Consider the following 14384-nt stretch of genomic DNA (forward strand, 5'->3'; position numbering starts at 1 on the left):
GAAATATGGCAGTTTTAGAAATAATAAAGCATCCAAATGAAGTGTTAGAAACACCATGCGAAAGAGTAATTAACTTTGATAAAAAGTTAGTGAAATTGTTGAAAGATATGCATGAAACAATGTTAATTGCGGACGGAGTCGGTTTAGCTGCGCCTCAAGTAGGTGTAAGCTTGCAAGTAGCGGTTGTTGATGTCGATGATGATACTGGGAAAATCGAGTTAATCAATCCATCAATATTAGAAAAACGTGGTGAACAAGTAGGTCCCGAAGGCTGTTTAAGCTTCCCGGGACTTTATGGTGAAGTAGAACGTGCCGATTATATTAAAGTAAGAGCACAAAATCGCCGTGGGAAAGTATTCTTATTAGAAGCGGAAGGATTTTTAGCGCGTGCAATTCAACATGAAATCGATCATTTACACGGTGTTTTATTTACATCGAAAGTGACAAGATATTATGAAGAAAACGAACTAGAATAGGTGTTAAAAGGAGCGGTTTTTAAATGATAAAAGTAGTGTTTATGGGAACACCGGACTTTTCAGTGCCGGTGCTTCGTCGTCTTATTGAAGATGGCTATGAGGTAGTAGGTGTTGTGACGCAACCTGATCGTCCAGTAGGTAGAAAAAAAGTATTAACACCTACACCTGTTAAAGTTGAAGCGGAAAAACATGGTATCCCTGTGTTACAGCCGTTAAAAATTCGTGAAAAAGATGAATATGAAAAAGTATTGGCATTAGAGCCAGATTTAATTGTAACAGCTGCATTTGGGCAGATTGTACCAAATGAAATTTTAGAAGCACCGAAGTATGGATGTATTAATGTTCACGCTTCTTTACTTCCTGAACTTCGTGGTGGTGCACCAATTCATTATGCAATTATGGAAGGTAAAGAAAAAACAGGTATTACAATTATGTATATGGTAGAAAAATTGGATGCTGGTGATATCTTAACGCAAGTGGAAGTTGAAATTGAAGAGCGTGAAACGACAGGCTCATTATTTGATAAATTAAGTGAAGCAGGAGCACACCTTCTATCTAAAACAGTACCTTTATTAATCCAAGGTAAGTTAGAACCGATTAAACAAAACGAAGAAGAAGTAACGTTTGCGTACAATATAAAACGTGAGCAAGAGAAAATTGATTGGACAAAAACAGGTGAAGAAGTATACAATCACATTCGCGGATTGAATCCATGGCCAGTTGCTTATACAACTTTAGCAGGACAAGTTGTTAAAGTATGGTGGGGAGAAAAAGTGCCTATAACTGAACCGGCTGAAGCAGGTACAATTGTTGCAATCGAAGAAGATGGTTTTGTTGTAGCAACGAGTAATGAAACAGGTGTTAAAATTACTGAATTGCAACCTTCTGGTAAAAAGCGTATGAGTTGTTCACAATTTTTACGTGGAACAAAACCTGAAATTGGAACGAAGTTAGGAGAAAATGCATGAGACAAAATGTTCGTGAATTAGCTCTTGATGGTTTAATTCAAGTGGAAAAAAGTGGTGCATATAGCAACTTACTTTTAAATAATCTAATTGAAAAAAGTGCAATTGATAGAAAAGATATTGGTTTATTAACTGAAATTGTATATGGAACGATTCAACGTCGTGACACATTAGATTATTATTTACAGCCTTTTCTAAAAAAGAAGGTTGAGGCGTGGGTAAGAGTATTGCTTCGCTTATCTTTATATCAAATGATTTATTTAGACCGAGTGCCAGAAAGAGCGGCTATTCATGAAGCGGTTGAGATTGCAAAGCGTCGCGGGCATAAAGGAATTGCTGGTATGGTGAACGGTGTATTACGTTCGATTCAGAGAGAAGGTGTACCTTCTGTAGATGAAATCAAGGATCCAGTAGAACGTCTTGCAATTACAACAAGTCATCCAGTTTGGCTTGTCCAAGAGTGGACTTCAGAATACGGTTTAGAAACTGCAGAAAAAATGTGCGAAGTAAACATGTTACCACCTGTACCAACAGCGCGTGTGAATGTTGATAAGGTAACGGTAGAAGAAGCGATTGAGTTGTTGGCAAGTGAAGGTATAGAAGCAAAACGTGGTGACTTATCAGATGATGCAATTCAGATTGAAAGAGGAAATGTAGCGCATACAGAAGCGTTTAAAAAAGGATTTCTTTCTATTCAAGATGAAAGTTCTATGCTTGTAGCACGCGCTTTAGAACCGAATACGGGAGATGCAGTTCTTGATAGTTGTGCTGCTCCAGGCGGAAAAACAACGCATATCGCGGAACGATTAAAGGGAACTGGTAAGGTCATGTCCCTTGATTTACATGCACACAAAGTACGTTTAATTAAACAGCAAGCAGAGCGACTTGGTCTAGAAAATGTCGAAACTAAAGCGCTAGATGCTAGAAAAGTGCAAGAACACTTTGCGAATGAAACGTTTGATAAAATATTGGTAGATGCACCGTGTTCTGGATTTGGTGTAATTAGACGTAAACCTGATATTAAGTTAGGAAAAGATAAAGGCGATAGTGAAAGATTATCGACGATTCAAATTGCAATACTAGAAAAAATAGCACCATTATTAAAACAAGGCGGTCGTCTTGTTTATAGTACGTGCACAATTGAGAAAATAGAAAATGAACAAGTAATAGAGAAATTTTTACAAGAACATCCTGAATTTGAATGGGATACTACGCTTAAAGAGCGTATGCCAGAAAAATTAACTCCGTATATTGATGAAGGTCAAGTACAAATTTTACCGCATTATTTTGCGACGGATGGCTTTTATATTGCTTGTTTAAGGAAGAAGGTGTAGCATCATGGAAACGACTGTAAGAAAACAAAAGAAAAATTTAGAAACGAAGAAACCATCAATTTACTCTTTACAACTTCATGAAATGCAAGATTGGTTAAAGGAACAAGGAGAACCGAAGTTCCGTGCTGGACAAATTTTTGATTGGTTATATAAAAAACGTGTAAAAAATTATGAGGATATGTCAAACCTTTCTAAAGGATTGCGTGATAAATTGTCGAATTCCTTTGATATTACTACTTTAAACACGTTAGTAAAACAAACGTCTTCGGATGGAACAATTAAATTCTTATTCCAATTATATGACGGATATTCTATTGAAACGGTATTAATGCGACACGAATATGGAAATTCCATTTGTGTAACAACGCAAGTTGGTTGTCGTATTGGGTGTACGTTCTGTGCTTCGACACTTGGTGGATTAAAGCGAAACCTAGAAGCTGGAGAAATCGTAGCGCAAGTAGTAGAAGTTCAGCGCGCGCTTGATGAAACAGAAGAACGTGTAAGTTCTCTTGTTGTTATGGGGATTGGAGAACCATTTGATAACTATGATAATTTAATGGGATTCTTACGCATCATTAACCATGAAAAAGGACTTCATATTGGTGCGAGACATATGACTGTTTCGACGAGTGGAATTATCCCGAAAATTTATAAGTTTGCTGAAGAAGATCTACAAATTAATTTTGCGATTTCATTGCATGCTCCAAACTCAGAATTACGTTCAAAATTAATGCCGATTAACCGTGCTTATAAATTACCAGATTTAATGGAAGCTATTAAATACTATGTAAATAGAACAGGGCGTCGTATTACTTTTGAATATGGATTATTTGGAGGAGAAAATGACCAAGTAGAGCATGCTGAAGAGCTTGCTGCGCTCTTAAAAGGTGTAAAATGTCATGTGAACTTGATTCCGGTAAACTACGTACCTGAACGTGATTATGTACGTACGCCACGTGAACAAATTTTCTTGTTCGAGAAAACGTTAAAAGATCGTGGAGTAAATGTAACGATTCGCCGTGAACAAGGTCATGATATTGATGCAGCCTGCGGTCAGTTGCGTGCGAAGGAGCGCAAAGAAGAGACGAGGTGACGAGATGAAAGCCGTATTTCTATCGGATAAAGGAAAAGTTCGTCAACATAATGAAGATAGTGCAGGAGTTTTTCACAATTTAGATGGAAATGTATTAGCGGTAGTAGCAGATGGAATGGGAGGTCATCGAGCTGGTGATGTAGCTAGCTCGATGGCCATTCAATTATTCCATGATTATTGGAAGCAAACACATAATATGAATGAGCCGAAAAAAGTAGAACAATGGTTACATACTAGTGTTGGGATTATTAATGAGCGTATATATGAATACGCTCAGCAAAATGCAGAATGTAATGGTATGGGAACAACGCTTATAATAGCTGTTTGTACACCAAGCTTTGTGACAATAGGGCATATAGGAGATAGTCGTTGCTATATGGTATCAGAAGGAGAAATGACGCTAGTAACGGAAGATCATTCGCTTGTAAATGAGCTTGTGAAACATGGTGAAATTTCAAAGGAAGACGCAGAGTATCATCCGAAAAAGAATGTGTTATTAAGAGCATTAGGAACAGAAGAAAAAGTTGGGTTAGATGTTAAAACGTTGGTGATTGAGGAAGATGATCAATTACTTCTTTGCTCTGATGGGTTATCAAACAAAGTTTCTATTGATGATATGCGACAAATTTTACAGTTAAATGAACAGCTTGAAGGTAAAGGGCAGTGTCTCATTCAATTGGCAAATGATCGCGGTGGAGAAGATAATATCACACTTGTTCTTATTGATTATGCGGGTTCGACAAACGAAAGTAGGTGAAGTGCAACGTGCTGATTGGAAAACGCTTAAATGACCGTTATAAGCTGCTGAAAATGATTGGTGGTGGCGGAATGGCCAATGTATATTTAGCTCATGATGATATACTTGGCCGAGATGTAGCGGTAAAAATATTAAGACTCGACTACTCAAATAACGAAGAGTTTATTAAACGTTTCCATCGAGAAGCGCAGTCTGTTACAACGTTGTCGCATCCAAATATTGTGAATATGTATGATGTCGGAGAAGAAGATGGTATATACTATCTTGTTATGGAATATGTACCAGGGCAAACATTGAAGCAATACATAATTGAGCGAGGGATGTTACCTATAGGAGAAGCTCTTGATATTATGGAGCAGTTAACATCCGCTATGGCACATGCCCATCATTTTGAAATTGTGCATCGTGATATAAAGCCGCACAATATTTTAATTCGAGCTGATGGAATAATAAAAGTAACAGATTTTGGAATTGCGACAGCTACAAGTGCAACAACAATTACACATACAAATTCAGTGCTCGGTTCAGTCCATTATTTATCACCAGAACAGGCACGTGGCGGGATAGCAAATAAACAATCAGATATCTATTCTCTTGGGATAGTTATGTTTGAATTGTTAACAGGAAGACAACCGTTTTCTGGCGAATCTGCTGTTGCCATAGCTTTAAAACATTTACAAAGTGAAATCCCATCACCAAAAAGATGGAATGAAAATATTCCGCAAAGTGTTGAAAATATTATATTAAAGGCAACTGCAAAAGATCCGTTTCACCGATATCAATCTGCCAATGCGATGAAGCGAGATATTGAAACTGCGCTATATCCAGAGAGGATAAATGAGCAACCATTTTACATACCGGAAGATATGGAAGCGACGAAAGCGATTCCGATTATTCAACAAGAACAATTATTTGAAAATGTAAGTGATGAAACGATTGTTTTAAAAGGGAGTAAGGTGGAAGAACCGATAAGAGCAGAAGCAGCTGAGTTAGATAAGAAGAAAAAACGGAGTAACAAGTGGCTTAAAGTTTTAATTTCAACATTTTTATTTTTAGCAATAGGAATAACATTAGCACTTACGGTTATTCCAGGATTATTTATTCCGAAAGATGTGAAAGTTCCTGATGTGGCTGGTATGAAATACACGACAGCTGTAAATACATTAGTAGAAAAGGGCTTTGAGGTGACGGAGCCTAATATTGTATATACAGATGATGTTGAAGTTGGGGATGTAATAAAAACGGACCCTGTAGCAGGAAGAGTCGTAAAAGAAAACGCTAAAATTACTATCTATCAATCAGGTGGAAAAAAGAAAAGTAAGATGGCAAATTTCACAGGTCAAAACTTTGAGAGTGTAAAAGCTGAGTTAGAAGAAAAATATAAACAAGTTACGGTAAATTATATTGAAAATGATAAGCCGAAAGGTGAAATTGTAGAACAAATTCCGACGCCTGATCAGATGGTTATAGAAGCGGAGCAAGAACTGAAAATCTGGGTAAGTAAAGGGCCTTATCAAATTAGACCAGGTGACTTTTCGGGGTGGACTGAAAATAGTGTAACTGGTTATTTGAATGAGAGAAAACTAACGTCAGATATAAAACGAGAGTATTCAGATACAGTCGAAAAAGGACTTGTAATTTCGCAATTTCCAAAACCAGGTACACCATTAAAAGAGGGAGATAAAGTAACTATTATTATCTCTGATGGTCAAAAGCCTAAAGTGACTAAAACGGTAAAAGTGGACAATATCTCTATCCCATATGAGCCTGCTGTAACAGGTGAAAAAAAGCCGCAAACAATAGAAATTTATAAAGAAGACATGCAGCAAAAAATGGATAGACCGGTTGAAACGAGAACAATTACTGAATCAGCGACTATTTCTTTAGAATTTGTAATTCAAGAAGGTTCAAAGGGACACTATAAAATTGTACGGGATGGAGTAACGATTATTGATAAAGAAGTACCATATCCAACTCAATAATAGTGAAAGTCTACTTATTATTATTGCCTGTTATGCTGTCTACAAAGTGGACGGTATAGCAGGCAAAAATATATGATTCAAAAAGCTAGTAAAGTGATGCAGCTGTAAATATTTTTTTGCATTTAATGGGAAATTCAATGTATATTAGCGAAAGTATATATGGTAGGTTTTGAAATCGTTATTTGGAAAATTTAAATCCATTCATTTTTAAATTCAGCATCACCTTATACAAAAAAGGAGAATTCTATGCCAGAAGGAAAAATTATAAAAGCTTTAAGTGGGTTTTATTACGTGCAGCATGAAGAAGGGGTTACGCAATGTCGTGGGCGAGGTGTATTTAGAAAAAATAAAATTACACCACTTGTAGGAGACCAAGTTGTTTTTCAGGCAGATAATCCAACTGAAGGTTATGTGCTTGAAGTGTTTGATCGAAAAAATGAACTTGTTAGACCTCCTATTGCTAATGTCGATCAAGCGATCCTTGTGTTCTCTGCAGTAGAACCAGATTTTAATCCTGGACTGTTAGATCGATTTTTAGTGCTGATTGAATATCATAACATTAAGCCAATTATTTGTATTAGCAAGATGGATTTAGTAGATGAAAAGATGAAAGCAACTGTTGAAGCTTATGCGAATGATTATCGTGAGATGGGTTATGATGTTTTATTTACTTCTATTAATACGTCAGAAAGTATTGATATATTAAAACCATACTTAGAAAATTGTGTTTCTGTCGTTGCGGGTCAATCTGGTGTTGGGAAATCTTCAATGCTTAATGTGCTACGTCCAGAATTAGAGCTGAAAACAAATGATATTTCCTCCCATTTAGGACGCGGGAAGCATACGACAAGACACGTAGAATTAATTGCAATTGGGAGTGGACTAGTAGCAGATACACCGGGTTTTAGTTCACTAGATTTCATTGATATAGAAGTAGAAGATCTTACATATTGTTTTCCAGAGTTGAAAGAAGCGAGCCAATACTGTAAATTTAGAGGGTGTACACATCTTTCTGAACCGAAATGTGCGGTGAAAGCTGCGGTTGAAGAAGGGAAGATTACAGAATATCGCTATAAGAACTATAAACAATTCGTAGAAGAAATTAGAGAGAGAAAGCCGAGGTATTAGTTATGATTAAAATTGCACCATCGATTTTATCAGCAGATTTTTCAAAATTAGGGGAAGAGATTAAAGATGTAGAAAAGGGCGGAGCGGATTACATTCACGTTGACGTAATGGATGGACATTTCGTACCAAATATTACGATTGGACCGTTAATTGTAGAAGCAATCCGCCCGATTACATCATTACCATTAGATGTACATTTAATGATTGAAAATCCTGATAACTATATCCCGACTTTCGCACAAGCGGGAGCGGATATTATTACTGTTCACGTAGAGGCGTGTCCGCATCTACATCGTACAATTCAGTTAATTAAATCTCATGGTATTAAAGCGGGCGTTGTATTAAATCCACATACGCCAGTTTCAGTGATTGAGCATGTATTAGAAGATATAGATATGGTATTACTTATGACAGTAAACCCTGGATTTGGTGGACAGAAGTTTATCCATTCTGTATTACCGAAAATTAAACAAGTTGCAGACATGGTGAAAGAGCGCAATCTAGAAGTAGAAATTGAAGTTGATGGTGGTGTAAATGCTGAAACAGCAAGACTTTGTGTGGAAGCAGGAGCAAATGTACTTGTAGCTGGGTCAGCAGTATACAATCAAAAAGACCGCGGTGAAGCAATTCGCGTAATTCGTGGGTAGTGATGAACTTTTATCCTAGTAAGGTATTTATAGGATAGGATAAAAATATGTAAAAAGGCAATCTACCGAATGGCAGATTGCCTTTTTACAATGGAAGGAGAAGAAAAAATGATTATTCATATTTTGGCAGGAGGACCTTCGGAATATTGCGCAGATTTTGCTCGATACGAGAATGAGGAAGTAGTGTGGGCAGCGGTTGATAGGGGAGTATACCGTCTATTAAAGAAAGGGATTATCCCGGCTGTTGCGTTTGGAGATTACGATTCAGTTACTGAAGAAGAATTAGTATGGATGGGACAGCAAACGAACGAATTACATATTGTTCCGCGGGAAAAAGATCAAACGGATTTAGAAATTGCAATCAACTGGGCATTAGAACAGAAGCCGGCACTAATTCGTATTTTTGGTGCTACTGGTGGAAGGCTTGATCACGGTTTGGCAAATATACAGATGCTTTTAAAAGGGTTAGAAGTAGAGATAGAAATGTGTATTGTGGACAATAAAAATGAAATAACAGTTAAAAAAATGGGTACACATATAATTGAAGAAAATAAAAATTTTCCTTATGTATCTTTTGTACCAGTTACTGAAATAGTGGAAGGGATTACATTGTTTGGTTTTAAGTACCCTCTTACTAATAAAACAATAGAGTGGGGATCAACACTTTGTATTAGTAACGAACTCGTTGAGGAAAAAGGTACTTTTTCATTTACTTCTGGCATATTAATGTTGATAAGAAGCACTGATTGAAGAAACAATTTTGCTCCTTACATCATATAGTGACCAAGTGGAGTAATGGGGATTAGGAGGGAAACCATGAGATTTTATACAATTAAGTTACCTAAATTTCTTGGTGGAATAGTTCGTGCAATGTTAAATACCTTCAAAAAAGATTAAAAAAAGCACCTATCACCGGTGCTTTTTCCATTGTTATAGTAAAAAAAGAGCCTATCGGCTCTTTTTTTTATTATTAAACACGTTCGATTTTGCCAGATTTTAATGCTCTAGCAGAAACGTAAACACGTTGAACTTTTCCGTCGATGCGTACGCGAACTTTTTGAAGGTTAGCGCCCCACTTACGTTTTGTAGCGTTCATTGCGTGAGAACGAGAGTTACCAGAACGAGCTTTTCTTCCAGTAATAGCACAAACACGAGCCATTTATATTTCCCTCCCTTGATACCTTACCATACGTAATTTTTCAATGTTAGTCTTTTATGCGATGCTAAAAACACTACTATAATTTAACACAACTAAAAAGAGAATGCAACACCGTAGAAAAAAGAAATCAAGAAAATTTACTTGACACTATATGTCAATGAAGAAAAGTTGAAATCCATAAAAATTGCTTGACATATTATAGTGGTACATGTTGTATAATAACAATGGACTATTTTGCTCATCATAAAAAAGTGTAATTTAAAACATAAAATATGAGAGTGAAAAGAAAGAACGATGGAATTTTCTTTAAAAAGATTATATGATAGTAACTAAAGTAGTCTAGCTCACTTTCACCATTTATGAAGGGGGAAACGAGATGTCAATTGAAATTAAAACGAAGTACGGTCAAATTGATATTAGTACAGATGTAATTGCAACAATTGCTGGAGGTGCCGCGGTAGATTGCTACGGTATCGTAGGTATGGCATCAAAAAATCAGTTAAAAGATGGATTAACAGACATTTTACGAAAAGAAAACTTCACTAGAGGTGTTATTGTTCGTAAAGATGAAGATGAAGTACATATTGATATGTATATTATTGTGAGCTATGGTACGAAAATTTCAGAAGTGGCACATAATGTGCAGACGAAAGTGAAATATACATTAGATCAAACTGTAGGACTAGCAGTAGATTCTGTAAACATCTACGTACAAGGAGTTAAAGTAATAAACTTGTAATGTGCATTAAGGAGGAAAATCTGTGTCAATTCAAAAAATTGATGGAAAACGTTTATCACAAATGATCATGCAAGGAGCGAATAATTTAACAAACAATGTTCAGCTTGTTGATGCATTAAACGTATTTCCAGTTCCAGATGGCGATACCGGTACAAACATGAACTTATCTATGACTTCAGGTGCGCGTGAAGTGAAAGCAAACCCTTCACAGCATGCTGGTAAAGTCGGCGTAAGTTTAGCCAAAGGATTATTAATGGGAGCTCGTGGTAACTCTGGAGTTATTTTATCTCAGTTGTTCCGTGGTTTCTCTAAATCCATTGAACAAAAAGAAGAATTAACAACAGTTGATTTTGCTGCAGCACTAGAAGCTGGAGTAGAGGCGGCTTATAAAGCGGTTATGAAACCGATTGAAGGAACGATTTTAACGGTTGCAAGAGAAACGGGTAAATATGCAGTAACAGTTGCGAAAAAACAGCGCGACTTTGTTTTGTTTATGGAAGACGTTGTGAAAGAAGCAAACGCATCGTTAAATCGTACGCCAGATTTATTACCTGTATTAAAACAAGTTGGCGTTGTAGATAGCGGTGGTAAAGGTCTTGTAGTGGTATACGAAGGATTTTTAGCTGACTTAAAAGGAGAAACGATTTCTTCTGATGCACCGACGCAACCATCTATGAATGAAATGGTACGCGCAGAACATCACCGTAGTGTACAAAGCCAATTGAGTACAGAAGATATTAAGTATGGATATTGTACGGAGTTCATGGTGAAATTAGAGGCTGAAAAGGTGAAAGAGCATAATTTCTCTGAACAAAAATTCCGTGAAGATATTAGTGTATATGGTGATTCGCTACTAGTTGTGTCTGATGATGAAATTGTAAAAGTTCATATCCATGCAGAACATCCTGGAGACGCTATGAACTACGGGCAAAAATACGGTAGTTTAATTAAGATTAAAGTAGAAAATATGCGTGAACAGCATACTGCTTTATTAGATGAACCTACTATGGTTCCTGAACAACCAGCTCAATCGAAAGAAAAACAACCATATGGTATCGTAACTGTAGCTATGGGGTCTGGTATTAAAACTTTATTTGAGAGCATCGGCGCAACGAAAGTTATCGAAGGTGGTCAAACGATGAATCCAAGTACGGAGGATATCGTGAAGGCAATTGAAGAAGCAAATGCTGAAAAAATCATTATTTTACCGAATAACGGAAATATTGTAATGGCAGCAGAACAAGCGGCATCAGTTGTAGATCAAGAAGTTATTGTTGTTCGTTCGAAAACAGTTCCTCAAGGTATGGCAGCAATGTTAGCATTTAACCCAGTTGGAACGTTAGAAGAGAATGAAGAAAACATGCAAGAAGCTTTATCTCATGTGAAAACAGGTCAAATTACGTATGCTGTACGTGATACGGAAATTGATGGTGTAGCAATTCAAAAAGATGACTTCATGTGTATTGCAGATGGGAAAATTGTATCTACAAATGCTGAAAAAGTAGGAGCTGCGAAGCAATTACTAGAAGCGCTTATTGATGAAGATTCTGAAATCGTAACGATTCTACAAGGTGAGGATGCAACTGACGAAGAAGTAGCGGAGTTAGTTGAATTTGTAGAAGAGAAATTTGAAGATGCAGAAGTAGAAGTGCATGCTGGAAACCAACCAGTGTATTCTTTCATCTTCTCTGTAGAATAAGATAAGATTCGTTTTGAAAATAAATGGATTACTTACTTGCTAATGGATAAGAAGTAGTAATATGAAGTTTATTACTAGTTTTTATTCAAAAGGCTAGCATATTGAAGAGAGAAAAGAGCCTTGCTGCTAATAGTGAGGCTCTTTTTTACTTGTTTTATATAAGGGATTTGAGTAGTTTCTCTTAGAATGCCTATGATAGAATATATAAGGTGAAAGAGAGCGATTACAGATGCTAATTGGTACTCAAATAAAATGCAATAAAGAAAATAATGTGACGGGGTGTGAGAATCTTGAATGATGTTGTACAAGTTCCTGTTACGGATGTAAAGGGGATCGGAGGAGAAACATCTGAGTTACTACATGAGATGGGTATTTACACAGTTTCTCATCTATTAGAACATTTTCCATACCGTTATGAAGATTATGCGATGAAAGATCTTGCTGAAGTAAAGCATGATGAACGTGTAACGGTTGAAGGGAAGATTCATAGTGCTCCTTTGCTGCAATATTATGGTAAGAAGAAATCGCGTTTAACAGTTCGTGTTCTCGTCGGTCGTTATTTAATTACGGCGGTATGTTTTAATAGGCCTTACTATAAGCAAAAATTAAAGTTAGATGAAACGGTAACGATTACTGGTAAATGGGATCAACATCGTCAAACAATTGCTGTATCAGAACTTCATTTTGGGCCGGTTGTACGTCAACAAGAAGTGGAACCTGTTTATTCAGTAAAGGGGAAACTTACAGTAAAACAGATGCGTCGTTTTATTGCTCAAGCGTTAAAGGAATATGGAGATTCTATAGTCGAAGTGTTACCGGATGGTTTGTTAGGGCGATATAAATTATTACCAAGATATGAAGCGCTTAGGGCATTGCATTTTCCGGTAGGACAGGAAGATTTGAAGCAAGCGCGTCGCCGTTTTGTATATGAAGAATTTTTCTTATTTCAGCTGAAAATGCAAACGCTCCGGAAAATGGAGAGGGAAAATTCAAAAGGGACGAAGAAAGAGATTCCCTCAGTAGAATTACAAGAATTTATCGATGCACTGCCGTTTCCATTAACGGGTGCGCAGCGCCGAGTTGTAGATGAAATTTTGAAAGATATGACATCTCCTTATCGGATGAACCGACTATTGCAAGGTGACGTTGGTTCTGGGAAAACAGTTGTTGCTGCGATTGGCCTTTATGCATCGAAATTAGCTCATTATCAAGGTGCTTTAATGGTTCCTACAGAAATTTTAGCTGAGCAACATTATCAGTCGCTTGCTGAAACGTTTTCGCATTTTGGTATGAAGGTGGAACTGTTAACAAGTTCTGTTAAAGGTGCGAGACGTCGAGAAATTTTAGCGAAGTTAGAACAAGGAGAAATAGATATTCTTGTTGGAACGCATGCCTTAATTCAAGATGAAGTTATATTTCATAGGTTGGGTCTCGTTATTACAGATGAACAGCATCGATTTGGTGTAGCGCAGCGCCGAGTTTTACGGGAGAAAGGTGAAAGTCCAGATGTATTATTTATGACAGCGACACCAATTCCGCGTACGCTTGCAATTACTGCATTTGGAGAGATGGATGTTTCGATAATCGATGAGATGCCAGCAGGTAGAAAGGTGATTGAAACATATTGGGCAAAACATGATATGTTAGATCGCGTTCTCGGTTTTGTTGAAAAGGAGATAAAAAAAGGAAGACAGGCATACGTTATTTGTCCTCTAATTGAAGAATCTGAGAAACTTGATGTGCAAAATGCTATCGACTTACATAGTATGCTGACGCATCATTACCAAGGGAAATGCCAAGTTGGATTGATGCATGGGAGATTATCGTCTCAGGAAAAAGAAGAGATAATGGGACAGTTTAGTGAAAATAAAGTGCAAATTCTTGTATCGACAACAGTTGTTGAAGTAGGTGTGAACGTACCGAATGCGACTGTAATGGTTATTTATGATGCAGAACGTTTCGGTTTATCGCAGCTTCATCAGCTTAGAGGGCGTGTCGGCCGTGGTAGTGAACAATCATATTGTTTATTAATAGCAGACCCTAAATCAGAAACAGGGAAAGAAAGAATGCGCATAATGACTGAAACAAATGATGGATTTGTATTGTCAGAAAAAGATTTAGAATTACGAGGTCCTGGAGATTTCTTTGGGAGTAAGCAAAGTGGCTTACCAGAATTTAAGGTTGCTGACATGGTACATGATTATCGAGCGTTAGAAACAGCAAGGCAAGATGCGGCGATACTAGTAGATTCAGAAGCGTTTTGGCACAATGATCAGTACGCTGCCTTGCGTACGTATCTTGATGGGACAGGTGTGTTCCAAGGAGAGAAGCTCGATTAAAGGGAGTCAACAAAAGTTTTTGTTGCATTCTACTTTTAATGATTATATACTACTGTTAGTACCTAG

14 protein-coding genes are annotated in these 14384 nt (G+C 37.0%); 13 read left to right on the forward strand and 1 reads right to left on the reverse strand.

What is annotated here, in order from left to right:
* Positions 1 to 5: 5 nt before the first annotated feature.
* From def to spoVM, 10 genes are all read left to right on the forward strand, one after another.
* Positions 6 to 476 carry a peptide deformylase gene (gene def, locus ACTFRY_RS05140; RefSeq protein WP_000279455.1) on the forward strand — a complete coding sequence of 157 codons (471 nt, stop codon included), beginning with the start codon at positions 6 to 8 and terminating at the stop codon, positions 474 to 476.
* A gap of 23 nt (positions 477 to 499) precedes the next feature.
* Positions 500 to 1444, forward strand: coding sequence for a methionyl-tRNA formyltransferase (fmt, locus tag ACTFRY_RS05145; protein WP_000598804.1), 945 nt, complete (start codon positions 500 to 502; stop codon positions 1442 to 1444).
* Positions 1441 to 2775, forward strand: a complete 1335-nt coding sequence (gene rsmB / locus ACTFRY_RS05150) for a 16S rRNA (cytosine(967)-C(5))-methyltransferase RsmB (protein ID WP_001249666.1) — start codon at positions 1441 to 1443, stop codon at positions 2773 to 2775. Before fmt ends, rsmB begins: the two co-directional genes overlap by 4 nt.
* Before the next feature lie 4 nt (positions 2776 to 2779).
* Entirely contained in the window at positions 2780 to 3868 is a 1089-nt protein-coding gene (gene rlmN / locus ACTFRY_RS05155) for a 23S rRNA (adenine(2503)-C(2))-methyltransferase RlmN (RefSeq protein ID WP_000450541.1), read from the forward strand.
* Between the two features lie 4 nt (positions 3869 to 3872).
* A complete protein-coding gene (locus tag ACTFRY_RS05160; RefSeq protein WP_000648703.1) occupies positions 3873 to 4625 on the forward strand; it encodes a Stp1/IreP family PP2C-type Ser/Thr phosphatase in 753 nt (250 codons plus the stop codon).
* Between the two features lie 8 nt (positions 4626 to 4633).
* On the forward strand, positions 4634 to 6607 hold the full coding sequence (gene pknB, locus ACTFRY_RS05165) for a Stk1 family PASTA domain-containing Ser/Thr kinase (RefSeq protein ID WP_000904748.1): 1974 nt from the start codon (positions 4634 to 4636) through the stop codon (positions 6605 to 6607).
* A 246-nt stretch (positions 6608 to 6853) separates the two neighbouring features.
* Positions 6854 to 7735, forward strand: a complete 882-nt coding sequence (gene rsgA, locus ACTFRY_RS05170) for a ribosome small subunit-dependent GTPase A (protein WP_001113932.1) — start codon at positions 6854 to 6856, stop codon at positions 7733 to 7735.
* Positions 7736 to 7737: 2 nt separating this feature from the next.
* Entirely contained in the window at positions 7738 to 8382 is a 645-nt protein-coding gene (gene rpe / locus ACTFRY_RS05175) for a ribulose-phosphate 3-epimerase (protein ID WP_000589974.1), read from the forward strand.
* A 69-nt stretch (positions 8383 to 8451) separates the two neighbouring features.
* Positions 8452 to 9132: a thiamine diphosphokinase gene (locus ACTFRY_RS05180; protein ID WP_033683160.1), complete on the forward strand. Its 681-nt coding sequence runs from the start codon at positions 8452 to 8454 to the stop codon at positions 9130 to 9132.
* 66 nt (positions 9133 to 9198) lie between these two features.
* Positions 9199 to 9279: a stage V sporulation protein SpoVM gene (gene spoVM, locus ACTFRY_RS05185; protein ID WP_001213599.1), complete on the forward strand. Its 81-nt coding sequence runs from the start codon at positions 9199 to 9201 to the stop codon at positions 9277 to 9279.
* Between the two features lie 73 nt (positions 9280 to 9352).
* On the opposite strand, the gene rpmB is transcribed toward spoVM, so the two are convergent.
* Positions 9353 to 9541 (reverse strand): 50S ribosomal protein L28, encoded by a 189-nt coding sequence (rpmB, locus tag ACTFRY_RS05190; protein ID WP_000124776.1) that lies wholly within the window; start codon positions 9539 to 9541, stop codon positions 9353 to 9355.
* A gap of 376 nt (positions 9542 to 9917) precedes the next feature.
* On the opposite strand from rpmB, the gene ACTFRY_RS05195 reads away from it, so the two are divergent.
* From ACTFRY_RS05195 to recG, 3 genes are all read left to right on the forward strand, one after another.
* Entirely contained in the window at positions 9918 to 10280 is a 363-nt protein-coding gene (locus ACTFRY_RS05195) for an Asp23/Gls24 family envelope stress response protein (RefSeq protein WP_000021109.1), read from the forward strand.
* Between the two features lie 22 nt (positions 10281 to 10302).
* A complete protein-coding gene (locus ACTFRY_RS05200; RefSeq protein WP_000027129.1) occupies positions 10303 to 11979 on the forward strand; it encodes a DAK2 domain-containing protein in 1677 nt (558 codons plus the stop codon).
* 290 nt (positions 11980 to 12269) lie between these two features.
* Positions 12270 to 14318 carry an ATP-dependent DNA helicase RecG gene (recG, locus tag ACTFRY_RS05205; protein ID WP_001000813.1) on the forward strand — a complete coding sequence of 683 codons (2049 nt, stop codon included), beginning with the start codon at positions 12270 to 12272 and terminating at the stop codon, positions 14316 to 14318.
* Positions 14319 to 14384 lie beyond the last annotated feature (66 nt).

This window comes from Bacillus cereus group sp. MYBK195-1, from assembly GCF_051916605.1.
Lineage (GTDB): Bacteria > Bacillota > Bacilli > Bacillales > Bacillaceae_G > Bacillus_A > Bacillus_A cereus.

Coding starts and splice junctions, on each gene's coding strand:
- rsgA (WP_001113932.1), top strand. CDS start 6,854: ATGCCAGAAGGAAAAATTATAAAAGCTTTAAGTGGGTTTTATTACGTG.
- fmt (WP_000598804.1), top strand. CDS start 500: ATGATAAAAGTAGTGTTTATGGGAACACCGGACTTTTCAGTGCCGGTG.
- spoVM (WP_001213599.1), top strand. CDS start 9,199: ATGAGATTTTATACAATTAAGTTACCTAAATTTCTTGGTGGAATAGTT.
- rlmN (WP_000450541.1), top strand. CDS start 2,780: ATGGAAACGACTGTAAGAAAACAAAAGAAAAATTTAGAAACGAAGAAA.
- rpe (WP_000589974.1), top strand. CDS start 7,738: ATGATTAAAATTGCACCATCGATTTTATCAGCAGATTTTTCAAAATTA.
- rsmB (WP_001249666.1), top strand. CDS start 1,441: ATGAGACAAAATGTTCGTGAATTAGCTCTTGATGGTTTAATTCAAGTG.
- def (WP_000279455.1), top strand. CDS start 6: ATGGCAGTTTTAGAAATAATAAAGCATCCAAATGAAGTGTTAGAAACA.
- ACTFRY_RS05195 (WP_000021109.1), top strand. CDS start 9,918: ATGTCAATTGAAATTAAAACGAAGTACGGTCAAATTGATATTAGTACA.
- ACTFRY_RS05180 (WP_033683160.1), top strand. CDS start 8,452: ATGGCAGATTGCCTTTTTACAATGGAAGGAGAAGAAAAAATGATTATT.
- rpmB (WP_000124776.1), bottom strand. CDS start 9,541: ATGGCTCGTGTTTGTGCTATTACTGGAAGAAAAGCTCGTTCTGGTAAC.
- ACTFRY_RS05160 (WP_000648703.1), top strand. CDS start 3,873: ATGAAAGCCGTATTTCTATCGGATAAAGGAAAAGTTCGTCAACATAAT.